Source organism: Chromobacterium indicum (assembly GCF_039708975.1).
GTDB lineage: Bacteria > Pseudomonadota > Gammaproteobacteria > Burkholderiales > Chromobacteriaceae > Chromobacterium > Chromobacterium piscinae.
This window is the reverse complement of sequence record NZ_JAYFSJ010000007.1, coordinates 264,807-287,163: the sequence shown is the minus strand read 5'-3', so window position 1 is coordinate 287,163 and position 22,357 is coordinate 264,807. Positions and strand designations below refer to the sequence as shown.

24 protein-coding genes are annotated in these 22,357 nt (G+C 59.9%); 17 read left to right on the top strand and 7 right to left on the bottom strand.

The genetic code is table 11. The features are described 5' to 3' along the window. Positions 1-6 precede the first annotated feature (6 nt). Positions 7-411, top strand: coding sequence for a hypothetical protein (locus VA599_RS11835; protein ID WP_346788713.1), 405 nt, complete (start codon positions 7-9; stop codon positions 409-411). A gap of 51 nt (positions 412-462) precedes the next feature. On the opposite strand, the gene bcsG is transcribed toward VA599_RS11835, so the two are convergent. The 5 genes from bcsG to VA599_RS11810 all read right to left on the bottom strand — a co-directional run bounded on the left by bcsG (position 463) and on the right by VA599_RS11810 (position 7,007). Next, the gene (gene bcsG / locus VA599_RS11830) at positions 463-2,058 is read right to left on the bottom strand and encodes a cellulose biosynthesis protein BcsG (RefSeq protein WP_346788712.1); all 1,596 of its coding nucleotides are present in this window, start codon (positions 2,056-2,058) and stop codon (positions 463-465) included. A 6-nt stretch (positions 2,059-2,064) separates the two neighbouring features. Then, entirely contained in the window at positions 2,065-2,280 is a 216-nt protein-coding gene (locus VA599_RS11825; protein ID WP_346788711.1) for a hypothetical protein, read from the bottom strand. An 11-nt stretch (positions 2,281-2,291) separates the two neighbouring features. Next, positions 2,292-3,905 (bottom strand): cellulose biosynthesis protein BcsE, encoded by a 1,614-nt coding sequence (gene bcsE / locus VA599_RS11820; RefSeq protein ID WP_346788710.1) that lies wholly within the window; start codon positions 3,903-3,905, stop codon positions 2,292-2,294. 143 nt (positions 3,906-4,048) lie between these two features. Continuing rightward, positions 4,049-5,062 (bottom strand): type 1 periplasmic-binding domain-containing protein, encoded by a 1,014-nt coding sequence (locus tag VA599_RS11815; RefSeq protein ID WP_346788709.1) that lies wholly within the window; start codon positions 5,060-5,062, stop codon positions 4,049-4,051. A 106-nt stretch (positions 5,063-5,168) separates the two neighbouring features. Continuing rightward, positions 5,169-7,007 (bottom strand): amidohydrolase, encoded by a 1,839-nt coding sequence (locus tag VA599_RS11810; protein WP_346788708.1) that lies wholly within the window; start codon positions 7,005-7,007, stop codon positions 5,169-5,171. A 222-nt stretch (positions 7,008-7,229) separates the two neighbouring features. On the opposite strand from VA599_RS11810, the gene VA599_RS11805 reads away from it, so the two are divergent. The 3 genes from VA599_RS11805 to VA599_RS11795 all read left to right on the top strand — a co-directional run bounded on the left by VA599_RS11805 (position 7,230) and on the right by VA599_RS11795 (position 13,103). Beyond that, positions 7,230-10,049, top strand: a complete 2,820-nt coding sequence (locus VA599_RS11805) for a valine--tRNA ligase (RefSeq protein WP_346788707.1) — start codon at positions 7,230-7,232, stop codon at positions 10,047-10,049. 41 nt (positions 10,050-10,090) lie between these two features. Next, complete coding sequence (locus tag VA599_RS11800) at positions 10,091-11,296, top strand: hypothetical protein (protein ID WP_346788706.1); 1,206 nt, start codon at positions 10,091-10,093, stop codon at positions 11,294-11,296. Between the two features lie 781 nt (positions 11,297-12,077). Beyond that, entirely contained in the window at positions 12,078-13,103 is a 1,026-nt protein-coding gene (locus VA599_RS11795; protein ID WP_346788705.1) for a hypothetical protein, read from the top strand. A gap of 256 nt (positions 13,104-13,359) precedes the next feature. On the opposite strand, the gene VA599_RS11790 is transcribed toward VA599_RS11795, so the two are convergent. After that, on the bottom strand, positions 13,360-13,662 hold the full coding sequence (locus VA599_RS11790) for a hypothetical protein (RefSeq protein ID WP_346788704.1): 303 nt from the start codon (positions 13,660-13,662) through the stop codon (positions 13,360-13,362). 83 nt (positions 13,663-13,745) lie between these two features. Next, entirely contained in the window at positions 13,746-14,159 is a 414-nt protein-coding gene (locus tag VA599_RS11785; protein ID WP_152526874.1) for a hypothetical protein, read from the bottom strand. Between the two features lie 260 nt (positions 14,160-14,419). Between VA599_RS11785 and VA599_RS11780 the strand changes: the two genes are divergently transcribed. The 13 genes from VA599_RS11780 (at position 14,420) to VA599_RS11720 (ending at position 22,234) form a co-directional block, all read left to right on the top strand. Next, a complete protein-coding gene (locus tag VA599_RS11780; RefSeq protein ID WP_021476434.1) occupies positions 14,420-14,716 on the top strand; it encodes a helix-turn-helix domain-containing protein in 297 nt (98 codons plus the stop codon). A 44-nt stretch (positions 14,717-14,760) separates the two neighbouring features. Further along, positions 14,761-15,279 carry a hypothetical protein gene (locus VA599_RS11775; RefSeq protein ID WP_131825877.1) on the top strand — a complete coding sequence of 173 codons (519 nt, stop codon included), beginning with the start codon at positions 14,761-14,763 and terminating at the stop codon, positions 15,277-15,279. Further along, positions 15,276-17,411 (top strand): Mu transposase C-terminal domain-containing protein, encoded by a 2,136-nt coding sequence (locus VA599_RS11770; protein ID WP_346788703.1) that lies wholly within the window; start codon positions 15,276-15,278, stop codon positions 17,409-17,411. The genes VA599_RS11775 and VA599_RS11770 overlap by 4 nt, the downstream gene beginning before the upstream one ends. 51 nt (positions 17,412-17,462) lie before the next feature. Beyond that, positions 17,463-18,206: an AAA family ATPase gene (locus VA599_RS11765; RefSeq protein ID WP_021476437.1), complete on the top strand. Its 744-nt coding sequence runs from the start codon at positions 17,463-17,465 to the stop codon at positions 18,204-18,206. Then, positions 18,206-18,835: a hypothetical protein gene (locus tag VA599_RS11760; protein ID WP_346788702.1), complete on the top strand. Its 630-nt coding sequence runs from the start codon at positions 18,206-18,208 to the stop codon at positions 18,833-18,835. The genes VA599_RS11765 and VA599_RS11760 overlap by 1 nt, the downstream gene beginning before the upstream one ends. Then, a complete protein-coding gene (locus VA599_RS11755; RefSeq protein WP_346788701.1) occupies positions 18,819-19,145 on the top strand; it encodes an XRE family transcriptional regulator in 327 nt (108 codons plus the stop codon). The genes VA599_RS11760 and VA599_RS11755 overlap by 17 nt, the downstream gene beginning before the upstream one ends. Before the next feature lie 2 nt (positions 19,146-19,147). Continuing rightward, positions 19,148-19,441 carry a hypothetical protein gene (locus tag VA599_RS11750; RefSeq protein WP_346788700.1) on the top strand — a complete coding sequence of 98 codons (294 nt, stop codon included), beginning with the start codon at positions 19,148-19,150 and terminating at the stop codon, positions 19,439-19,441. Then, positions 19,438-19,791 (top strand): hypothetical protein, encoded by a 354-nt coding sequence (locus VA599_RS11745; RefSeq protein ID WP_346788699.1) that lies wholly within the window; start codon positions 19,438-19,440, stop codon positions 19,789-19,791. Before VA599_RS11750 ends, VA599_RS11745 begins: the two co-directional genes overlap by 4 nt. Then, positions 19,788-20,396 carry a DUF3164 family protein gene (locus tag VA599_RS11740; RefSeq protein ID WP_021476442.1) on the top strand — a complete coding sequence of 203 codons (609 nt, stop codon included), beginning with the start codon at positions 19,788-19,790 and terminating at the stop codon, positions 20,394-20,396. Before VA599_RS11745 ends, VA599_RS11740 begins: the two co-directional genes overlap by 4 nt. A gap of 13 nt (positions 20,397-20,409) precedes the next feature. After that, complete coding sequence (locus VA599_RS11735; protein WP_346788698.1) at positions 20,410-20,928, top strand: hypothetical protein; 519 nt, start codon at positions 20,410-20,412, stop codon at positions 20,926-20,928. 13 nt (positions 20,929-20,941) lie between these two features. Next, positions 20,942-21,232 (top strand): HU family DNA-binding protein, encoded by a 291-nt coding sequence (locus tag VA599_RS11730; RefSeq protein WP_021476444.1) that lies wholly within the window; start codon positions 20,942-20,944, stop codon positions 21,230-21,232. A gap of 166 nt (positions 21,233-21,398) precedes the next feature. Next, positions 21,399-21,800, top strand: a complete 402-nt coding sequence (locus VA599_RS11725) for a gp16 family protein (RefSeq protein WP_346788697.1) — start codon at positions 21,399-21,401, stop codon at positions 21,798-21,800. Further along, positions 21,797-22,234, top strand: a complete 438-nt coding sequence (locus VA599_RS11720; protein ID WP_346788696.1) for a Mor transcription activator family protein — start codon at positions 21,797-21,799, stop codon at positions 22,232-22,234. The genes VA599_RS11725 and VA599_RS11720 overlap by 4 nt, the downstream gene beginning before the upstream one ends. Positions 22,235-22,357: the final 123 nt, after the last annotated feature.

The window sequence follows — 22,357 nt, the reverse complement described above, 5'->3', positions numbered from 1 at the left end:
GGTGGCGTGAGCTTCAAACCGATTACGCATTGCCTGGCCATCGCTCTGTCCTTATCGGCGTGCGCGGCGACGGCCGACAAGACGGAACTGGGCGCAGCGCGCGCCTGGTACTGGCAGCACCCCTATCAGCCGGAGGCCATCAACCGGCTGGCGCTGCAATTGCTGAAAATGGGCGACTCGGACAGCGCCGCCGTGCTGCTGGAGCGCGGCGCGCGCATCGCGCCGGACCGGGAGGATATCCGCGCCAATCTGCTGAGATTGAAGTCCGGCTCGCGCCAGGTGGCGGATTCTCCTTGGCAGGAGCCGGGCGCGGCTGCGAGCGCCGCGCCGAACGCCCCGGCGTCTGCAAGCCCGCAGGCTGGCCAGGACGGACTGCCGGCGCCCTGGCCGCAACCGCCAGTTCGTCCTTAACCACTTCTCAGGCGGCGTCTCTCCGCTCGTTGGTTCCCGGTGAGGCGGCGCTTATTGCACCGGATATTCGGTCCAGCCGCCGCCGTCCTGTTGCAGCAGGAAGCGTTTGCCGCTCTGCATCACGATGGAGCTGGCGCTTTCCGACACATAGGGCGTGGCGGGGAGGTCGCGGCCGAAGTCGGCAGGTTGGTAGTCGGCGCCGAATGGGCTCTTGTTCATCATCCGCGACAGGATGCTGGATATCGCCAGGTAGCTGCTGGGCTGGTCTATCCGCATCTGGCTGGGATGGCCCTGGCCGCCTATCACCTTGATCGCCGCCGGCACGATGGTGATGCGCGGCGTGGGAATCTCGCGCAAGCCGCTGAACTGTTGCTTGTCGCCGCGCAAGGCCGCGCCGTGTTCCGGCACCATCACCAGGATCAGCTTGCGATGACTCTTTTCCAGCTGGTCGATGAACTGGGCCAGGTCGGAAAACAGCCGGTTGGCGCGGTACTTGTAACTGTCCATGGTATTCAGCCCCGGCGCGGCGGGGATGGTGTTGCCGTCGTGCAGGCTGATGGTGTTGTAGTAAGCCGCCACATGGGCGCTGCTGTCTTGCTGGCGCAGCTCCAGCCAGCGATTGAGCACCGCGTAGTCGCTATAGATCGGGCTGCTGTCGAAAGAGCGCAGGCCGACCGGCAGACCCTGCTGCGACATCGGCGGCTGGTTCAGCCGGCCATCGGCGCGGATTTGCTTCAGAAAGTCGTCGAAGCTGCCGTCGTGATTCAGCGCCAGCTCGGTCTTGAAGCCCAGCGCCGCCAGATCCTGGAACAGGTAGCAATTGCCGGGCGCGCTCTGGTACAGCTCGCTGTGCCTGGGCTGGCCGCAACTGGCGCGCAGCACGCGCAGCGCGGCCGGGCCGCTGTACGGAGTGACGGAGTTGAAGTTGCTGAACAGGAAGTCGAAGCGACTCAGCAAGGGGTGCTGGTCCATGCCTATCGCGCGCAGGTCGTCCCAGGCCAGCGAGCAGATATGCAGCAGCAGCACGTCGAAGCCGGGGTCGGCCAGCGGCCCCTGGAATTTCACGATGCGTTGGCCTTCGCTCTTGAAGAAGGCCGCCAGTTGCTGGTCCGGCGTCTGGGGCGCGGCTTGCGCGGCGCCGCCGCTGTCCACGGCCGCGTTTGCCGGCGCTTGCGGCCGGTCCTGCCACAGCTGGCGTCCGCTCAGGCCCAGCAGCGCGATCACCACCAACGTCCCCAAGCGCAGATAGCGCGACAGCAGCCAGTAGCCGCATAACAGGATCACCGCGCCGGTCAGCAGCGGCAGCGACAATACCCGGCCGGCCAGATCCAGCAGGTAATGCAGACTGAAGCCTTTGAGCGTGGACAGCTGCTGCAGCGCGATTTCCGGCGATGGCAGCCAGCTGTCGTGGTAAAGCAGGGCTGCGCCCGCGATCCAGGCCAGCGCGGCGCGGACGCGCAGCCAAATCCTGCCGGAGACCGGCATCAGCAGCAGCAGCGCGAAGGCGAGGTTGGGCGCTGGGTGGAGATTGAGCGTGCCCTGCCATGACAGCAGCAGCTTGGCGATGAAATAGACGCTCCAGGCGCCCAGCCCCAGCGACGGGGCGGCTTCGGGAGCGCTGGCGGCGGCGGAGTGGCTGGGCTTCATGTCGGTTTACGGCTCGGCGCGGCGGCTTTGGGCCAGCGGCGCGTCGTCCCGCCGCCTCAGCTTTTGCAGATAGGGATGGGGCTGGAAATGGCGCAGCCGGCGCAGCAGCAGGCTGCGGAGCCAGGGCAGCAGCCGGGCGCGCAGCTGGTAGCCGGCGATGCCGGCGGTTAGCGCAGCCAGCAGCACCATGAACTGCAACTGGCTCAGTTCGGGGTTGAACATGGGCTTTTCCTTTACTGGCCGCCGTGGCGGCGCAACGGCGCGCGCTGCAGGACGGGCGCGGCATAGGCGTGCCGGCTCTCGCGCAGGTGCGGCTCATCGGACAACTGGCGGCTCAGGTCCGGCAGTTGGTCGAAGCCGGGCTGCCGGGCGAGTTGCGACAGCGCCAGCAGGATGCTGTCGCAGTCGGCGCTGCGGACTTCCGACTGGGCAACTTCGCCTATCGGTATGCGGAACAGATTGCCCAGCGCGGCGTCGGCGTCGCTTTCGCGGCAGGCGAACAGAAACAGATAGGCGTGGCCGCGGTCGGCGGTGCACAGATCGCCGGCGCGCTGGAAACGGCCCAGCGCCAGCAGTTCGGCCGGCGTGGCACCCAGCGCCGGCTGCAACTGGATCAACATATTGCTGACATCGATGGCGCGGCTGCGCTGCACGGCGTTCTCCACCATCTCGACAAAGCGCGCGGGCGGCAGGTAGCCGCGGTCGGCCTCCGGATGGCTGGCGGCGTGCAAGTCTTCCGCCTCCACGCCGCCGCCCTGGTAGACGGCCTGCCGCAGCGAATGGATGATGCCGGCCAGGCTGGCGAAGCGCAGTTCCGCCGGCAGCACGGCGTTGGCGCCCAGCCGCAACAGCAGTTGTTCCTCGTTCTGGCGCAACCGGCGGTTGCCCACTTCTCGCACCATGATCTTCAGCAGCTTGCCGTTTTGCCGCCGCAGTTGCGCGACTGCCTGGCCCAGCGCCTCTTTCTTGGCGCTGGCGGTATCCAGCAGGACAGTGGCGGCCACCGCGTCGCGGGCCGCTTCCAGCAAGCGGGGCAAGTCGTCGAATGTCCGCCACTGCGGGGTTGGCGGCGCATGGCCGCTGAGGGCGGCGCTGGTGGCGAGCACCTGCAAGGCGTCAGTGGCGAGGCGGGCGGCATGCTCCGCGCCGCTGTCGGCGGACCCGTCGCAATCGCCGATTTCCGCTTGCGCGCTCAGCGTATGGCGTAGGCTCATTTCCAGCACGCGCAGCCTGGCGGTTTCTCTGGGAGGCGCGCCAAGCCAATGCGAGATCTGCCAGCTGTAGAGCCCGTTGCCCAGCTGCGCGGCGTAAGCCATGCCGGCGCAGTCGCGGCCCAGTTGGCTCAAGGTCGCCAGCGCGGCGGCGTCCAGCCGGGAGCTGTCCAGCAGCAATAGCAGCGCATGGCCGTGGCGGGCCGCCCAGTCGCCGCAAGCCTGCAACGCCCGGCGCGCCGAAGCGGGTTGCTGCAGCGGCAGATAGTCTTCGGCATGGTCCAGCGCTACGGTCATGCCGCCGGCGGGCGGCAGCAGGGTTTTGCGGCAGCGCGCCAGTTCGTCCAGGCAGGCGCTTGTCAAATGGAGCGACGGCTTGCGCAGCCGGCGCGGCGACAGCAGTTGCAGGTTGCCGGCGTGAATGCGGCGGTCGAGCCAAACGGTTTCTTGCTGCGGAGCGGGTTGCTGTCTGCTGACGCAGAGCAGGGGCTGGCTGCCGGTGGAGGGAAGGTTGGAGAACAGCAGCGCCTGGGCCAGTCCGGAATCGGGCGAGGCGACCAGGTAAAGCGCGCCGCAATTCAGGGCGGCGGCGGAGGGCGGGAGGCCCTCTATGCCCAGGCTTTGGGAGATGTCCATTGCGGTGTTCTGTTCCCGGATCATTTAACAGTATCAGCCGAATGCCGCGCAATCAAACCCGTTGAGCTTGGGCGGCGGAGTGGAATATGTGCCGGGAATCAGGGCTTTTTGAACCAGATGCCCAGGTAGGCCTGGCGGTAGCTCTAGTTGTCTTCGATATCGCCATCGCGGCCATGGCTCAGCAGCCTCTCCTGCGTGACCAGTATCGGTTTGCTGACAAAACCGCTGGGGGGCTGGCGGGCAAAACCGCGGTTCAGCTCATCGGCCATCTGCCAGCCTTGCTGGTTGCACGGCTCGGCCACCGTGGCCTTTTGCTGTGAGATGCCTTCGCGGATGCGGTTCATCGCCGAATTGGAGCCGTCGCCGGCTGAAATGTTGACGATGTCTGCCCGCCCGGCCTGGTGCAGCGGGAAGTTGATGTCGTCGTAGTAGAGGTCGTTGATGGCGAGGGTGTGCGTCCATGCTTTGCCGTATTGCCGCGCCAGCTCCGGCACCAGCTTGGGGATGATCTGCGCGGTCTGGCTCAGGTCCACGTCGCGCACGGCCAGCACCTTGCAACGTTTGCAGCGCTCCAGCGCCGTCTTCATCGCCTGGGCCTTGCGCATGGCGATGGAAAAGTGGGAATCGGTGAAGATGACGGCGCCCATCGGCCCCGCGCTGCTGCCTATCGCGTAGTCCACCGCGGTTTGCGCGACGGCCAGCGGATCGGTGGTGATGTTGGCGAACAGCTCGGCGTTGGCGCCGGGTGCGCTGCCGGCGTGCCAGCCCACCGCGATCTTGCCCATCTGCTTCAGCATGGCCAGCTCCAGATGATAGCCGGCGCTGTCGGCGCCGATCAGCGCCACCCCGGCGATATCCTTGGCCGTGGCCTGCAGCAGCAACTGTTCGCGCACAGCGTCGTTGCTGCTTTTGGCGTCGGCCACTTTCACCTGCCAATGCAGATAGCCGGCGGCGTTCAGGAAGCTGCGGGTGGTCTTGGAAATGCCGCCGTTGCGCAGGTCGTAGGCGATCAAGAGCACATGACGGCCGGTCTGGGCCGGCGGCCCGGAGACTGGGGAGACGGCGTCGGGCAAGGCTGCGCCTATCGAGCAGGCCGGCCAGGCTGTTGTTAGAGCCAGGATGAGACACCGGGTGGCGCGGGCAAGCGGCGTGGTCATGGGGACTCCGGCAAGGCGCGGGCCGGCGAAGGAGCGGCTCCATGCTCAAATATAGCAAGCGGCCTGTCCGTTGCCGGACAGGCCGCAGCCAGCGGTTCGGACGCGCTTAGCCGTGGGCCGGATTGCTATAGACGGGAGCCCCGTTCAGCCAAGTTTGGCATATCGCTATGCCGCGCAGATCGGTCACCGCGTCGTCAAGCGGGTTCTGGTCCAGAATGACCAGGTCTGCCAGCTTGCCCGGCTCAAGCGAGCCCACCAGATGGTCCATATGGCACTGCCACGCGGCATCCAGGGTCACGGCTCGCAGCGCTTGCTCGCGGCTGAGGCATTCCGCCGGATTCAACGGCGCGCGTTCCTTGATCGGCGCTCCTTCCATAGTGCGGAAGATGGCCTGCTCCATCATGCGCAGCGGGCCGAAGGGGGAGACGAAATGATCGGAATGCAGGCTGACGCGCATGCCGGCCTGAACGGAGGATTGCGCCCGGTCCAGCAACTGCGCGCGGCGATTCCCCAGGATGGTCTTGTTGAAGGCATAGCCCCAATAGCCGACGTGGCCGATCAGGAAGCTGGGGCTTACCTTGAGGCGAGCCATTTTGGCGATTGCGCGGTCGTCCATCAGCGAGGCGTGCTCCACCCGCATGCGCAGGCGGCGTTTTTTGTCCGTCGCTTCCGAGGCCGGGGCTAGGGACTCGGCGTAACCATTCAGGACATCGGTCATCGCGTGGTCGCCGTTGGCGTGGATCAGGATAGGCCATTGCTCATCGCTGGCCAGTTTGATCAGCTCCGCTAGCGCGCCGGGTTCGAGATTGTGCAGGCCGGTGGGCGGAACGTCCGGCACCGGATGGGCGTCGGCGCACAGATAGGGCTCGTTCTGATAGCCGGTCAGACCCTGGTTGGATCCGTCGTATATCAGCTTGATCGCCTTCAGGCCGAAGCGCTTGTCCTGGGCATTGTCCAGATCTGGTTTGAGCTGGAGTTCTTTCCAGTGTTGCATCCTTTCCTTGTCCGGCGTGAACAGCGCCGCGGCGATCCGCAGCGGTCCCAGGTGGGCGGTAAGCTTCAGCAGATCGATTTCCACCTTGTAGCCGGATACGCCCACTCCCGCGTCCAGTATGGTGGTGATGCCGGCTCGCGACGCATCCTGCAGTACCTTCGGGATCTGGAGCACAGCGTCCTTCCAGACGACGAGCGGCATCACCTCGAGCAGCGCCTTGACTCGGTCCTCGGTCAATACGCCCTTGTCCGGCGGCAGGCTGCCGTCCGGATTCAGCAGCTTCGCCTTGCGCAAGGCGGGCGTATTGGCATAGGCGATGTGGCCGGACGCGTTGATCAGGGCGATCGGCGTCTGCTCGCTCAATTCGTTCAGAAGGTGGGCGTTGATATCGGTCCATTCTTTCATCAAGGACGGATCGACGCCGAAACCCAGCACCCAGGGATCGCCGTGCAAGTCTTCCGGCAAGGTCGACTGGGAAAGCGCCTCGCGAATCTGTCCAGAGATGCTTTCGTAGCTGTATTGCGGGTCCAGGCGCTGGCCCTTGAACGGCGTCAGCTGCAACCAGTGCCTGTAAAGCGCGCTGGGCAGCACGTGGGCATGCGGGTCAATGAGGCCGGGCAGCAGGGTGCGTCCCGCCAGGTCTATCCTGTCGTAGGCCTGTCCCGGCATCTGCGCTTCCATCGCGGTTTCCACCAACTGCAGGGAGCCGGTGGCGACGATGACGCCGTCGGCGATGCCCAGCGCCTCGACGCGCTGATTGCCATTGGCGGCAACCGTATAGATTGGGCCGCCGCAGAAAACCGCGCGTACCGGAGCGTGTGAAGGGAGGGCTTGCTTGAGCGCTGCCTCCAGATCCTGCAGCGCTTGCTGCGGATCGGGGAGCTTGGAGAGCAGCGAAGGCAGATGAGGCATTGAGCAGCAGGCGCAGCCGGGATGATCATGCTGGGTCATGTCAAAATCCTTAATTTGCGGTGTTTTGAAATTCCTTTGGCATTGCAAGTCAAAGATTAAGCTGTTTTCATTAAACTTTTCAAATGCATGGCATTAAAGCTGCCGGATAGGACAGCGGGAGGTTGCCTGCGTCGCCGCCATCGAGGCGCTGGTCTCGGTGAATGGCCGAAAACCGGGTATAATCGGCCCATTTTTCCATCCAGAAAACCAAGATTCAGCACCATGGAACAACTTGCCAAAAGCTACGAACCGGGCGACCTCGAGCGCCGCTGGTACCAACACTGGGAACAGGCCGGCTACTTCAAGCCGAGCATGGACACCTCCAAGCCGTCCTTCGCCATCCAGTTGCCGCCGCCCAATGTGACCGGCACGTTGCACATGGGCCACGCCTTCAACCAGACCATCATGGATGGCCTGACCCGCTTCTACCGGATGAAGGGCAACAATACCGTGTGGGTGCCGGGCACCGACCACGCCGGCATCGCCACCCAGATCGTCGTTGAGCGCCAGCTGGCTGACCAAGGCCTGAACCGCCACGACATGGGCCGCGAAGCGTTCACCAGCAAGATCTGGGAATGGAAGGAAAAATCCGGCGGCACCATCACCAGCCAGATGCGCCGCGTCGGCTGCTCGGTGGATTGGGATCGCGAATACTTCACCATGGACGACGTCCGCGCCGAAGTGGTGACCGAAGTCTTCGTCCGCCTGTACGAGCAAGGCCTGATCTACCGCGGCAAGCGCCTGTCCAACTGGGACGCCAAGCTGGGCACCGCCATCTCCGACCTCGAAGTGGTATCCGAGGAGGAAGACGGCCACATGTGGCACATCAAGTACCCGGTTGTGGGCAGCGATGAATTCGTCACCGTCGCCACCACCCGTCCGGAAACCCTGCTGGGCGACGTGGCCGTGGCCATCGCCCCGGATGACGAGCGCTACCAGCACCTGCTGGGCAAGCAGCTTGAGCTGCCGCTCACCGGCCGCACCATCCCGGTGATCGCCGACAGCTACGTCGACAAGGAATTCGGCACCGGCTTCGTCAAGATCACCCCGGCGCACGACTTCAACGACTACGAAGTGGGCAAGCGCCACAGCACCCAGCTGATCAACGTGATGAGCCTGGAAGCCAAGATTCTGGCCAAGGCGCAAATCTTCGGCTTCGACGGTTCCTCCCAAGGCACGATCGAGTTGCCGGCCGCCTACGCCGGCCTCACCGCCCAGGAGGCGCGCAAGGCCATGCTGGCCGATCTGCAAGCCCAGGGCCTGCTGCTGGAAACCAAGCCGCACAAACTGATGGTGCCGCGCGGCGACCGCACCGGCACCGTGATCGAGCCGCTGCTGACCGACCAATGGTTCGTCGCCATGAATAAAGTGGGCGAAGGCGACCCCACCGGCCAATCGATCGCCGCCAAGGCGATCGAAGCCGTGGAATCCGGCGAAGTGCGCTTCGTGCCGGAAAACTGGGTCAACACCTACAACCAGTGGATGAAGAACATCCAGGACTGGTGCATTTCCCGCCAGCTGTGGTGGGGCCACCAGATCCCGGCCTGGTACGACGAAGACGGCAACATCTACGTCGGCCGCACCGAGGAAGAAGCCCAGGCCAAAGCCGGCGGCAAGACGCTGCGCCGCGAGCAGGACGTGTTGGACACCTGGTTCAGCTCCGCGCTGGTGCCGTTCTCCACCTTGGGCTGGCCGGAAGAAACCCCGGATCTGAAAGCCTTCCTCACCTCCAACGTGCTGGTGACCGGCTACGAAATCATCTTCTTCTGGGTGGCCCGGATGATCATGATGACCAAGCACTTCACCGGCAAGGTCCCGTTCAAGGATGTCTACATCCACGGCATGGTGCGCGACCACGAAGGCAAGAAGATGTCCAAGTCCGAGGGCAACGTGATCGACCCGGTGGACCTGATCGACGGCATCGCGCTGCAGCCGCTGGTGGAAAAACGCACCACCGGCCTGCGCCGCCCGGAAAAGGCCCCGCAGATCGCCAAGGCCACGGAAAAGCTGTTCCCGGAAGGCATCCCGGCCTACGGCACCGACGCGCTGCGCTTCACCATGGCCAGCTACGCCACGCTGGGCCGCTCGGTCAACTTCGACTTCAAGCGCGCCGAAGGCTACCGCAACTTCTGCAACAAGCTGTGGAACGCCACCCGCTTCGTGATGATGAACGTCGACGGCAAGGACTGCGGCCAGGACGAAAGCTTGCCGCTGGAATACAGCTTTGTGGACCAGTGGATCATCGGCCGCCTGCAACAGGCCGAGATCGACGTCACCAACGCGCTGGAAACCTACCGCTTCGACATCGCCGCCCAGGTGATCTACGAATTCATCTGGAACGAGTACTGCGACTGGTACGTGGAACTGGCCAAGGTGCAGATCCAGGGCGGCAACGAAGCCCAGCAGCGCGCCACCCGCCGCACCCTGGTGCGCGTGCTGGAAGTGGCGCTGCGCCTGAACCACCCGCTGATGCCCTTCATCACCGAAGAGCTGTGGCAGACCGTGGCCCCGCTGGCCAACGCGAAGAAGACCGACTCGCTGATGCTGGCCCCGTGGCCGGTGGCGGACGAATCCAAGATCAGCGCCGCGGCCAATGTCCGCATGGACGCCTTCAAGGACATGGTCAACGCAGTGCGCAATCTGCGCGGTGAAATGGGCATCGGCCCGGCCGTCAAGGCCCCGCTGTTCATCGAAACCGCCGACGCGTCCATCGCCGACTTCGTGCCTTACTTGAAGCTGCTGGCCCGCCTGACCGAAGGCACGCTGGTGGCCAAGCTGCCGGAAGACGACGCGCCGGTGGCGATGTCCGGCGAAGCGCGCCTGATGCTGAAGGTGGAAGTGGACAAAGCCGCGGAAACCGCGCGCCTGACGAAAGAGCAGGGCAAGGTGGAAGCCGAGCTGACCAAGCTGACCGCCAAACTGGAGAAGCCGGGTTATGTCGACAAGGCGCCGGCGCATTTGGTTGAGCGCGATAAGGCGCAGGTGGCGGAGTTTAGCGATAAGTTGGAGAAGATTAAGGCGCAGCTGGCTAAGCTAGCTTAATTTTATTAATAAAGCTGCTCTTGGGTGGCTTTATTTTTCACATGAAAAATGTCATTGTCATTTTTGGGGGTGGTATGATTTTTAAATTAATGGTGATTGCTAGTCCAAAAGGGCGGATTCAAAGCAAGGAGGGCATTGAAAGCTTGGTTGCTACTCATCACCTTTTTGTTAGGAAAGGTAAGTCTAATTCTTTTAAGTATGAAGAAAAAGACTTTATTGTTAATGTGGCGAGTGATGTCAATATTGCTGGAGAGAAGGTTTTTGGTGTGGAGTGCTCGGGAGATGCAGTAGAAGAATCTTCGTTTAGAGGGGTTTTCCTTTCTGTTTTTGAAAGGCAATTTCAATCTGTTTATATTGTATGGGATGAAGTTTCTCAGCGGTTGAGTGCCGACTGCTATCCCAAGATCAATAGAGTGGAGAATCTTTTAAGGCATTTTATAAGTAGATTAATGATATTAAAGATAGGATCCGAATGGTGGCAAATTAATGTTACGGATAATATTAGCAATAAAATTGCCTCAAGAGATGGGAGAACCCCTTATGCAACACTTGCGTTGCAAGATATTTTTAATGTAGATTTTAAGGATTTGCTTGACTTTATATATAGTAATTTTTCTGGATTTAAAACAAAGAATGAAATTCAGCGGGAGTTGGCGGGGTGTGAGAGTTTAGAAGATTTTCAGAATTTGCAAAGTAGGACATTGTCCAATTGGGAGCTTTATTTTTCTGACCTGCTAGGTGTGGATTTTAGGGATAAGTGGAATGATTTGGCCGAGTGTAGAAATGCTATTGCACATAATAAAATCATAGATGATGTGATTTTTAATCAAATTCAGACCTTGTCAAACGATCTGCGGGTGGCAATTGAAAGTGCCATGGGTAAGATGGATGGCTATGTGATTAGTAAGCAGGAGGCTGAGGCAATAAATTTACGATTGAGTGATCAGAAGAATGTATTGGTGAGTGCGGCAGTGAAAAGGCTGGCGGAGATTGATATTAAGGTTGATGATATTGTGGGTGAGATAGATAAGATGCGTAAGGCAGGATCTCAGAGTTTTAACTCTATCGATCTGATTAGACTGTTTAATAGTGGTGAGTATTTTGTAAATCAGCCAATAAACTGGGCATTTGGCCGAGTTTTGAGTGGTTATGCTAGTGAGTTTGGGATAGAGCGGCAGGATGGGTTGGTATTAACGGCTGATGATGGAGGGGCTGCTACCTCATGCCGAGCTTGGACTATTTTATAATGAAATTTTCCATTGCGACGAGTTTGATATTCTGAGATAAACTAAGTATCCCAGATAATACATTAATTTTTTTATCTGACGTTGCCCGCATTGTACCGTGGATCCCGGATAATTGATTGATATTTTGTATGTGATGCGTTGACCGCATCGTGGCGGAACTCCCGGCTTTGCCGGGATTTCGCCCTGAGGTTTGTGCCAATGATGGCAGCGCGTGGTGGGTTACGGCTTGGGTGGAATTTGCCGTAGGGTGGATGCCCCGGAGGGGCGATCCACCGTTGCCCGCTGCCGCTGATGGGGGGGGGCAGGCAAACCCTGTGGCTGACTTTGTCGCCGTCCCTTTGGCGGATTGGTTAACGGGTGTCTGTGGTCTTATGGTTTGGGCTTTGGTGTTCTGGGGAATGACCATGCCCAACTATCGATGCTGGCGGGTGCCGGGTGGGACGTATTTCCTGACTTCACTTTGCTGGATCGAGGCTCAAGTTTGCTGGTGGACCATATCGACGCGCTGCGCGAGGCGGTGAGGCGGACTCGGCGCGAGCGGCCATTTCATATCGATGGCTGGGGGGCGGATCATGTACATTTGCTGTTAGGGAGTTGTATTTTGGTTGGGGATGTCAAAAGGATAGGAAGTCGACGCGAAGAGCTATGAGGCAAGTTGTTAAGAGGGGGATTCGTGAATTCCCAAAGGCAGAACTGCGGATTGTGAAACCAGAAATAGATACTTGGCGGTTAAGCTCTTATCGTTTGAGTGATGATTTTCTGACTCTTAGGTATTAATATTATGCTGTTTTTCTTTGGAGGGGGTATGTGTACTCTAAATCAAGAAGAGCTGGCTAATATTTTTTATGAAAATCTTAATCAAATTTCACAGAGCCTGATTTCTACTTTTTCGTTGAAGTTCGAGAGAGAGGTGGATCATCTTTCCTTGCCACTTCTCCGTTGGTTGGATTTCAGGCTTCGCTATGTAGATCCCTGGCCTAGAAAGGTTGTTCTGTCGGATAAGTTTCCTGTCTCTGGGCTGTCGGATGAGGCATTGTCAGGATTAAATAGGCTAATAAGGATATTTGAGGCTGGCGGTGATGTGAATCCATATCAAGGGCAAGGGTTAGTAAACTTTAATGATACAAGTGGTCGACGTAAAATTAATAGAACGGATGGGCTGTGGGCCGATTGGGGAGTGTCGCACTTCCATCTCTCAGACGGTGACGTGGTGGTGGGAGACTACTTTGTAAAGAGGGGGGATCACTTACTTTGCATTGTTGAAGAGGACAGAGTCTTATTTATTGATGCGCGCTCGCATCTCAGAGGTGTCGAGTATGCAGATTTGGATATAATGGAGATTGTTTCCGATAATTGGCCTGAAAGAATGGTGCAATTAAAAGGAGTGCTACCAGGCAAGGCTTGGGAGGGGAGTGAAATTTATCAAATGAGAAGGAGTGGAGTAAGCGCTCCATTGATTCTGGGTGGTAAGGTATATGTTATGGCGAGCTCGGGCATCACATCAGCTGCGACGGCGGATGTGGTCACAATGGCTGTAAATAGGTGTAGGATTTATGTCAATAGGCTTGCTGAGTGGGTGGTAAGTCCTGATGGGGATTTTGTTAGAACTTGTCGAGGGCTTTCTGTAGATAATCCAGCTTTTTGCTTGGCAATTACCCCGGGGGGGTTTTCTGTGTATGAAGAAAATTCTAGAGCTGCATTTGCCCTGGGGGATGTTGGTCTTAAATTAAAATGGATTGATGATTTAATTAATACTATTTTGCCATCGTGGGCGCTGAACGCTTATTTTGAAGCCGTGGGTGGATAGAGTGGGCTGAATTTAAATAAAGACCAATTTTTTCATGCTGGTTTCATGTTTGTTGGTGTTCGCTTCGAGGACGGTGTTTAGATGCCGGTTCCGCCCGGCTGACGGGTCCATTTCTTTTGCTCCGCCAAAAGAAATGGACGAAAGAAAAGGCGGCCCAGCAGCGCTGCGAACCCCCGTCTTCAAAGCCATTTTCAAGGAGTCGCCGGAACTAGCGGCGCGCTACCGTCGCGCCGCGTGTGGGGGGGTAGTTAGTTTGTCACCAGGTAGACGGCCGCTTGTTTGCCAGGAACGCCAATAACCACGCGGCTACCCACTGGCCGGGGTCGTCCAAAAAGAAATGCACGGTAGCGATAAAAAATGGCGCAATCTTAACCAGATTTGCGCCATTTTTGGCATTGAACAGCGGGCGAATGACTTCGAATAGCGGGTCATTGGCTGCATCAGCGTTGGTATCGATGAGAGAGAGGCCGGACAATGTCTCCGGGCGCTGCGGCGCTGCAACCCTGAGCGCGCCATCTAGTAAGCGCCGCAAGGCTTCTACCTCTACCTCTTCCTGCATTCAATGTGCTGCTGATACGCATTAGAAATGTTCCATGCTATACCGTATGCATTTTTGCAGCACTTGTACCTTTTGCCACTACGTCAAGCTACTAGCGCCTTGATCGCCATCAGGATGCCGTCCTGGTTCCCGCCCTTCATTGCGTAGTCATACAAGAACGCCACGACCGCTCCACGCCGTTCGGGGGCGATTTCCAGCCCCCTGGCACGTAATGCTTCATCTAATACCGTCTCGACCATCTGCAGTTTTGAGAGATCGATATCTGACGACCCTGCAATAATTGTTCCGGCTAATGACACAGCACCTGCAGACAAGGTATCGCCTTCCCCAAGGTAGCGTGTGGGGACCTCATAGACTCTTCGTGTCCCACCCAGCCCTTTTCTTTCCTCAAAGTACCAACCTTCACTTTGTGCGCGTGCGATCAGCGCAGGTTTGCTCTTAGGCAACCCTGGCAAGTGCATTGCTGCGATTTCACTCGCTGAGTATAGCTTCCTCACCTAACACTTCTCCACGGCAAACCGTTAAGCAAATGCAACACTTTGATCATCCTCACCCGCTTGGCATGCATCCGACTTAACCAATTGATTAAAAACAACTACCAAGCGCAAATAACTGAAGTTGATGCGGGTAGGAACGAGCTGCGAAGCGTTAAGATTTGACTTAACACTTCAATACACTTAATCTTCGTTAAAGATGACGTTCGGGACTAGCTCTCGCCAAAAAAAACCGGCTGCATCCGGGTAACGAAGGAATCCACATGAGCGCCAGCAAACACAAGGGGTGGCACAAGGAGGATATCAAGGCGGCGATCCGCAAGAAAGGCACCACGATGTCGGACCTCGCGCGCCAAAGAGACCTACCACCTTCAACCATACGCAACGCCCTTGCTCGACCAGTGTTTTCTGGCGAGGTTGCGATTGCCGAGTTCCTCGGTATCCCCCTGCACGAACTTTGGCCCGAACGATGGACCCAGGAGGGACGACGAATTCGACCTCGTTATGCCCATAAGTATATCGGAGGCGAAAGGAGCAACCAGGGTAAATCTCAAGTGTAAGGCTATCGGGACAATTTTAACGCTTACGACTACTGGAGAACACTATGAGTAGAAGACCGCGCAATCCACCAGGACAGCTAGCGCTCAGCTTTGATGTATTCGCGATTGAAACCCCCGAGGGAGTAGTCGCAGCCCAAGGCCAAAATCTGTACGACGCCGGGATTCGTCAAATGCTGGTTTCCGCACTTGATGACGCCTTCGCTCGTGGCCTTTCCCGCGAACGGGTAGCAGATGCGATGAGCGAGAAGCTCGCCCGCCCGGTCAATAAATCCCACCTGGATTTGTGGTGCGCCCCAAGTCAGATTGATCGTCGAATACCTGTTGATGCCCTGATGGCCCTGATGGCTGTCTGCGAAGACGCTCGGCCTCTGGAATGGATGGCTCATCAAGCGGGTAGAAAAGTCCTGACGACTGATGAGGCACTTTGTGCAGAGTTTGGGGCTATGGCTGTTCTGGATCGCCATATCAAGGCGAAACAGAAGGCAATCGAAGGACAAATGGACGAAAAGCTCTTTGGCCATTTGATGGGCAAGATTCGTCGAAGCGCACGAGGCGAAAAATGAACGCGCCTCTCGTGAAATCGCACTACAGCGCATCGGAACTTGCGGCACTACATCTCCATGGGCTCCCGACTTCCAAAGTGGCGCTGATAGCTCGCGCCGAACGCGAATCCTGGCCCTTCGTCGAAACCACCGGCCGAGGCGGAGTCCGTCGAGAGTACACCCCGCCCGCCGAGATAGTCGCGGCGATCAAAGCAAAGGCGGCTGAAAACGTAGCCGCCGCTATGCCGGCCCCTTCCTTTCCGACCCGGCGCGCCGAGCAGCTGCCGCTGATCGAAACCGAGGCGCAGACCCTGAAAGCCGACGCGCGGCGCGGCGTGCTGCAGGCGCTGGAAATGCTGATGAAGCGCTCCGGGTATCCACTGAAAAAAGCGGCCGCGACGCTGCTCGACATGGCCCGCCTGGGCACTGCCAGCGAACAGCTGGTGAAGATGCTCAAAATGGCGCGCGATGAGCGAGGCCGGCCCAGCCTGGACGGCCTGCCGAGTGTTCGCAGCGTGCTGCGCTTTGTCGAGTACGAGCGTGCCGGCATGCTGGCTCCGAAGCGGCGCGAACGCGATATGAGCGTGCCGGCCTGGGCTCCGTTCTTCCTGGGCTATTACCAGCGGCCGGAAAAGCCTACGGTCGAACATGCATACCGCTTGTTTGCCGCCGATTGGGCGCAAGCCCAGCCAGGGGCGGAAATGCCCAGCGTTTGGCAGGTCCGCCGCTTCCTGCAGAAGGTCGGCAATGTCAGCCTACAACTCGGCCGCATGGGCGATCGTGAGCTGAAGACACTCAAGCCTTTCATCCGCCGGGGCTTCGAAAACCTGCTGCCGGGCGATATCTACAGCGCCGACGGCCACACCTTCGACGCCGAGGTGCAACACCCGCTGCATGGCCGCCCGTTCCGCCCGGAGATCACCTCCATGGTCGACATCGCCACCCGCCGCGTGGTCGGCTGGTCTGTGGCGCTGGCCGAGAGTGGGCTGGCGGTGCTGGACGCTCTGCGCGATGCCAGCCTGCGGCATGGTATTCCCGCCGTGTTCTACGTCGACAACGGCTCCGGCTACAAGAACGAAATGATGCTGGATGTCGCGACCGGCTTCATGTCCCGACTCGGCATCGAAATGGTTAACAGCCTGCCGTACAACTCCCAGGCGCGCGGCGTGATTGAGCGGCTGCACCAGACGATTTGGGTCAACGCGGCGAAAAGCCTGCAGGCCGGCTACATCGGCCACGACATGGACCGCGAGGCCAAGCTGGCCACCTTCAAGCTGTCGCGCAAGGCGATCAAGTCAGCGGAAGTCAGCGCCATGCCGCTGATGGCATGGGACCGCTTCATCGCCTTTTGCGACGAGCGCGTGGCCGAGTACAACGACCGGCCGCACCGCAGCCTGCCCAAGATCACCGACCAAGCCACTGGCCGCCGTCGCCACATGACCCCGAACGAAGCCTGGGAACAGCACGTCGCCCAGGGTTTCGAGGCGCATCGCGTCACCGACGATGAGGCCCGCCCGCTATTCCGCCCGCAGATGCTGCGCACTGTGCGCCGCTGCGAAATCGAGTTGCTCGGCAACCGCTACTTTGCTCGTGCCCTGGAGGAGTTCCACGGCGAGCAGCTGCGGGTCGGCTACGACATCCACGACCCGCGCATCGTGTGGGTCTACGACGACGAGGGCCGCTTCCTGTGCACCGCCGAGCTGGACGCCAACAAGCGCGACTACATGCCGAAATCGGTTATCGACCGCGCCCGCGAGAAACGCGCGGCCGGTCGTGAGAAGCGCCTGGAAGCGAAGTTGGTCGAGGTACGCGAGGAGCTGCACGGCACCCCGGCGCTAGAGCAGATCGACACCGTCACCATCCCAGGTTTTATGACCTTCAACCGCGAGCAACTGGCGCAGCGTGCCCGCGCCTTGGAACCGGTGGACGTGGTGACTGTGGCGAATGAGCCGGAGCCCCTGCAGGCCATGCCTGAGCCGGTCGCGGAATTGCCTACCTGGGCGGTGCCAACCACGCCGGAAACCCGCTGGGCGGAATGGCAACAACTGAATGGGATGAACGAGGAGGAAATCGATAGCGAGAAGGCAAGGAAATGGCGGCACACCTACCAGGCGACCGCCGAATTCCGGACATACCAGCGCAAAAGCGCTTAACGCATCGCCGCTGCAACGGCGCTGCATGAACTACTAGAAAGAGCCCAAATCATGACGCAACCCCAATCGCTGGTCAATCGAGTGGCCAACATTTCCAACCTCGACCTGGTCGCAGTAGCGGCCGAGAAACTGCTGTCGCGGGTCGACGGATTGCCGGGCATCGGCGTGATGTACGGCGAGGCTGGCCGGGGCAAAACCATCGCCTGCAGCGCGCTGGCAAACCAGACGCGCGGCTATTACGTGCAGATGCGCAGCGCCTGGAGCCGCAAGACGCTGCTGGAGAAAATCCTATTCGAGATGGGCATCAAGCCCAGCGGCACCATCCCGCACTTGCTCGACCAGGTATGCGAACAGATCGCGGCGTCCAGGCGGCCGCTGATCGTCGACGAGTTTGATTTCTGCCTGCGATCCGACGGCTTGGTCGAACTGGTTCGCGATATCTACGAAGGCAGCCAGGGCACCCTGCTGCTGGTCGGCGAGGAGACCATCCCGCAGAAGCTAAAGCGCTGGGAGCGGTTCCACAGCCGCGTGATGGCCTGGATTCCTGCGCTCCCCGTCAGCCTGGACGATGCGCGCAAGCTGTCGCCGATCTACTGCCCCCAAGTCGACATCGCGGAAGACCTGCTGGCCCGCGTTGTCGAGCTGTCGCACGGCTCCGTGCGCCGCGTATGCGTGAACCTGACTCGCGTTCACGAAGAAGCCATGATGCTGGCCGAATCCGAAATGACTCTAGCCAAGTGGGGAGACCGCGACTTGTACACCGGCGACGCGCCGAAGCGTCGGGGGGCAATCTGATGCGCACCTCTCGCCATGCAACCCGGATGGAAAGCGCTGGCGGCCGTGGCGCATTCCAGCGCATTTGGGACGCCATCCGCGCGCGCCGCGACGACTTCACGATGCTGCTGATCCATAGCGATACGCTGGCGACCGAGGGCGCAATCGGACACTACCTCAACGCCCTGGCGCTGGGGGGCTACATCGAGCGCATTAATCAACGCACCAGCTATGCCGAGCAGCAACGCTTCCGTCTCGTGAAGGATACCGGCATTGAGTATCCACGCCTGGATGCCAAGGGACAGCCCATAGCTCGCGATCTATGCACTGAGGCGCTGTGGCGGACGATGCGCATCGTCGGCGGGGAGTTTTCAACGCGTGAGCTGGCTGCGATGGCCAGCACGCCAGAACGCCCTATCGCCCATAGCACCGCGAGCTTGTATATCGGCCAGCTCGTAAAGGCCGGATACGTCATCAAGGCCAAGGCCACCAGAGTGGCAGGAAAACGATCTACCCCGCGTTACCGATTCCTTCCCCAGCGTTATTCCGGGCCGCGCCCGCCGGTCGTTGGACGCAATGCCTATGTGTACGACCCGAACTTGGACAAGGTGGTGTGGCAAGAGGAAATGAACCATGACGACCATCTCTGAGCCGCCGTGGCTTCCCCTGCTGCGCGCCGAGGCCGAGCGCACCAGCATTGGCCAAGCTGCCAAATTGCTGGGCTACAGCCGAACCACCGTCAGCCTGGTGCTAGCCAACAAATACCCAGGCCAAACGGAGCGCGTAGCTGAAGTGGTGCTGAACATCCTGGGCCGCGTGGCTTGCCCCTACCTGGGCCGCGACCTGACGCCGGATGAGTGCAAGGCGCAGTCCACCAGCCAAGCCCCGACCCACAACCCGTTAAAGCTGGCCCACTGGCGCGCATGCCAGCGGTGCCAAAACCGCTGCAAAGGAGAGTGAAGATGCAAACGCAACCGCAACGACCGATCCGCAACGCAGAAGTCATCGCCGCCGCGCACCTAGTAGCGGCTGCCGTAGAGCGCCTGACTCGGCGCGGCCTGATCGTGGTGGGAGTGGAAATGGAACCGCCACGACCGACGATCCGCATTCTGAAGCACGAAAGCTGCACCGCAATGGTTCAGGAAGGGAAAGCCGCCTACTACGGCTTTGACCAGGACATCTATTTCGGGAAGTACCGCCAAGGGCAGTTTCAGCTGAACGGCTGCCGTGTGGTGTGGGACGAGCTGGACGCATGAGCGGCACGGTTTTGGACGATCAGACCAAGGCGGCGCTGGCAGCCGAGGTGGAACGGTTGGTTGCCATGGGAACGGAGCGGCGCGAGGCGCGGCGGATTGTGTGGCTGGACTACCTGGACGAACAGGCCCAATGCCAGCCACAAGCCCCTAGCCCAGTGCCGGCCCCGGCGGAGACGGAGGCAGCACCGCCCAGCACGCCGCCCCCCGGCCCTGAGCCTTCCCCCGCGCTGCTTCTACCGCCCAGGCGGTTCTGGCGGGCGGAAGAAGAAGCCCGGCTGACCCCGGAATGGCTGGACAAGAACAGAGCAGCCTTATCGAAAGTGAAGCAACTACTTAGGAAATTGACATGAACCACATCCCGGACGGCTACAAGAAGGACGCTAAAGGCCGGTTATGCCCGGTGGAAATCATCCCTGCGATTGACTTGGCCCGAGACGACTTTGTGGCTGAGAAATACACCCTGGCGTTGGCGCTGCAGGAACAGATGGCGAAATTTCGCGAGGCGCTTTTCGAGGATATCGACGCGTTTGTCCAGTTATCCGCCGAACGCTACCAGGCAGATGTCGGCGGCGAGAAAGGCAACGTCACACTTACCAGCTTTGATGGTTCGACCAGGGTATTGCGGGCTATTTCCGACACGCTTGCTTTCGATGAACGCCTGCAGGCGGCCAAGGCGCTTATCGATGAATGCGTGAATGAATGGTTGGAGGATGCCCGGCCGGAGATTAAAGCCTTGATCGCGGATGCATTCCAAACCGACAAGGCCGGCAAGATCTCGACCGCTCGGGTGTTGAGCCTGCGCCGGCTCGACATCCAAGACGAGAAGTGGCAACGGGCCATGAGCGCGCTGTCGGACTCGCTCAAGGTGCAGTGTTCGAAAGCTTATGTACGCATCGAGCGCCGAAACGCTAGCGGCCGTTTTGAGGCGGTGCGCTTTGACTTAGCCGGCGTGTAACCGAGGGGAAACCATGAAACAGAACAACGTGAACACTGACATCAAACGCGCCATCGATCTGACCATGCAGGCCACTGCCTGCCTGTCGGGGACCGACCGCAGTGAATACCTTACTGCCGTCCTGGCCGTGTCCCTGGGCGCGCTGCGCGCCGCTGAAGGCGACTCGTTCGCCTACGGTTTCCTGCGCAGCGCCATCGCCGAGTTGGGAACGCCGCCGGAACGCGTCCTCGTAAATCCTGCGGACCCCGACTTCCCCGGCATCGCGGTCAACGCACCGACCGGTGCGGTCGATCCGGACACGCTCAGCAGCTCAAGCGAGTTGCGCACTGCCCTGAGGCGCGCCAACGAGCTCGTCCTGTATCGCGGCGAAGTCATGGCGGCTATGCGAGCCGCCCTGGCCGAGATAGGCAGCCAGGTTGGCGATCTGGTTGCTGCCCATCTGCAACATGACGCCGAACAACTACATCAGCTGATGAACGACCTATGCGAGAAGCACGTCGTCAACGGCAAGCCGTCCCACTCCCTCCACTGACAAGGAAACAGCCATGACCAAGCAAGAACTGATGGAACGCATCACCGAGACCATGAAGATCCGTTACGACCGCGCTGTCAGCAAGGTAGACATTGCCGCTTTCCTGGAGTCGTTCGGCGATGTCATCACCACCGAACTGCAGGCCGGCCGCGAAGCGTTGCTGCCCGGCCTGGGCAAGCTGGCGGTCAAACAAACCCAGCCCCGGCTCGGCCGCAATCCGAAGACCGGCGAGGCGCTGGAGATCGCCGGCCGCCGGGCTCCTAAGTTCGCCGCGTCCAAGCTGCTGAAAGACGCGCTGCAATAAGGCGTAGAACCTGATGTCGAGCCGGTTATGCCGGCTCCGCAACGGGTTTTACCACCAGTTCGCAGCGTTGAGCGGCCCACCTCCATGATCAACTGGAGAATGCCGTCCTCTGAAACCGGCGGGCCGCTCAGCACTGCGGGCTGTGAACCAACCAACGGAGGCAATCATGCGTAATCCGGCACTGGCGAAGATCCACATCGCCAAGAAAGAGTTGGGCCTGGACGACGACACCTATCGCGCCATGCTGCTGAGTGTAGGCGGCGCGGCGTCAAGCAAGGACTTATCGCCGGCCGGAATCGACCGGGTGCTGGCCCACATGAAGCGCTGCGGCTGGAAGCCGAAAAGCAAAGCGGCCGACAAGCCCAACGTAGGCCAAAGCCGACAGAGCCTGATCAACAAAGCTGAGGCGTTGCTGGCCGAAGCCGGCCGCCCCTGGGACTACGCAGACGCGATGGCCCAGCGCATGTATGGCGTGGAGCGAGCTGGCTGGCTCGCCCCGGTACAGCTGCATGGACTGGTTGCCGCGCTGACCTACGACGCGAAACGACACGGGAGGGTCCAGGGATGAAACTGAACGACGTGCAGCATCTGTTGCCGGAAATGGCGCAGCTGATTGCCACGCTGATCGGCCTGCCCAAGGCCCTGCGATTAATTGAGGCGTGGGGCGGCACCACGTTTCCTATATCCAAGAACAAGCGCCGAGACGGTCAGATCCGCTACGAGGCGTTGGCCGAGGTTGTGGGTGTGGACGCGGCGGACATCATGACGCGGCATTTTGGCGGCGAGGTGCTAGCCATCCCCCGCTGCGCGGCTGCGTTGCGAGAAGTTCGAGATCGAATGATTAGGGAGGAGTTTGATTGCATAACAGCTCATCTTTCAGCTAGCCATACGGTTACGCAGCTAGCTATTAAATTCCAAATGACTGAGCGTAATGTTTGGATGATTTTAAAGAAGTCAAACGATTCCAATGTCAACTCTCAGATAAGATTGGATTTTTCCTGAGGGAAAAATTTCACCACAGTAGTAACACGTACAAGGGCTACATTGACTAGCCATATTTTTACCAATGTCTAGAATCCACTCCAACCCCATCTATCACCGGATGGCTGGGTGTTTTTATGGATG

Coding starts and splice junctions, on each gene's coding strand:
- bcsG (WP_346788712.1), bottom strand. CDS start 2,058: ATGAAGCCCAGCCACTCCGCCGCCGCCAGCGCTCCCGAAGCCGCCCCG.
- VA599_RS11825 (WP_346788711.1), bottom strand. CDS start 2,280: ATGTTCAACCCCGAACTGAGCCAGTTGCAGTTCATGGTGCTGCTGGCT.
- bcsE (WP_346788710.1), bottom strand. CDS start 3,905: ATGGACATCTCCCAAAGCCTGGGCATAGAGGGCCTCCCGCCCTCCGCC.
- VA599_RS11815 (WP_346788709.1), bottom strand. CDS start 5,062: ATGACCACGCCGCTTGCCCGCGCCACCCGGTGTCTCATCCTGGCTCTA.
- VA599_RS11810 (WP_346788708.1), bottom strand. CDS start 7,007: ATGACCCAGCATGATCATCCCGGCTGCGCCTGCTGCTCAATGCCTCAT.
- VA599_RS11805 (WP_346788707.1), top strand. CDS start 7,230: ATGGAACAACTTGCCAAAAGCTACGAACCGGGCGACCTCGAGCGCCGC.
- VA599_RS11800 (WP_346788706.1), top strand. CDS start 10,091: ATGAAAAATGTCATTGTCATTTTTGGGGGTGGTATGATTTTTAAATTA.
- VA599_RS11795 (WP_346788705.1), top strand. CDS start 12,078: ATGCTGTTTTTCTTTGGAGGGGGTATGTGTACTCTAAATCAAGAAGAG.
- VA599_RS11790 (WP_346788704.1), bottom strand. CDS start 13,662: ATGCAGGAAGAGGTAGAGGTAGAAGCCTTGCGGCGCTTACTAGATGGC.
- VA599_RS11780 (WP_021476434.1), top strand. CDS start 14,420: ATGAGCGCCAGCAAACACAAGGGGTGGCACAAGGAGGATATCAAGGCG.
- VA599_RS11775 (WP_131825877.1), top strand. CDS start 14,761: ATGAGTAGAAGACCGCGCAATCCACCAGGACAGCTAGCGCTCAGCTTT.
- VA599_RS11770 (WP_346788703.1), top strand. CDS start 15,276: ATGAACGCGCCTCTCGTGAAATCGCACTACAGCGCATCGGAACTTGCG.
- VA599_RS11765 (WP_021476437.1), top strand. CDS start 17,463: ATGACGCAACCCCAATCGCTGGTCAATCGAGTGGCCAACATTTCCAAC.
- VA599_RS11760 (WP_346788702.1), top strand. CDS start 18,206: ATGCGCACCTCTCGCCATGCAACCCGGATGGAAAGCGCTGGCGGCCGT.
- VA599_RS11755 (WP_346788701.1), top strand. CDS start 18,819: ATGACGACCATCTCTGAGCCGCCGTGGCTTCCCCTGCTGCGCGCCGAG.
- VA599_RS11750 (WP_346788700.1), top strand. CDS start 19,148: ATGCAAACGCAACCGCAACGACCGATCCGCAACGCAGAAGTCATCGCC.
- VA599_RS11745 (WP_346788699.1), top strand. CDS start 19,438: ATGAGCGGCACGGTTTTGGACGATCAGACCAAGGCGGCGCTGGCAGCC.
- VA599_RS11740 (WP_021476442.1), top strand. CDS start 19,788: ATGAACCACATCCCGGACGGCTACAAGAAGGACGCTAAAGGCCGGTTA.
- VA599_RS11735 (WP_346788698.1), top strand. CDS start 20,410: ATGAAACAGAACAACGTGAACACTGACATCAAACGCGCCATCGATCTG.
- VA599_RS11730 (WP_021476444.1), top strand. CDS start 20,942: ATGACCAAGCAAGAACTGATGGAACGCATCACCGAGACCATGAAGATC.
- VA599_RS11725 (WP_346788697.1), top strand. CDS start 21,399: ATGCGTAATCCGGCACTGGCGAAGATCCACATCGCCAAGAAAGAGTTG.
- VA599_RS11720 (WP_346788696.1), top strand. CDS start 21,797: ATGAAACTGAACGACGTGCAGCATCTGTTGCCGGAAATGGCGCAGCTG.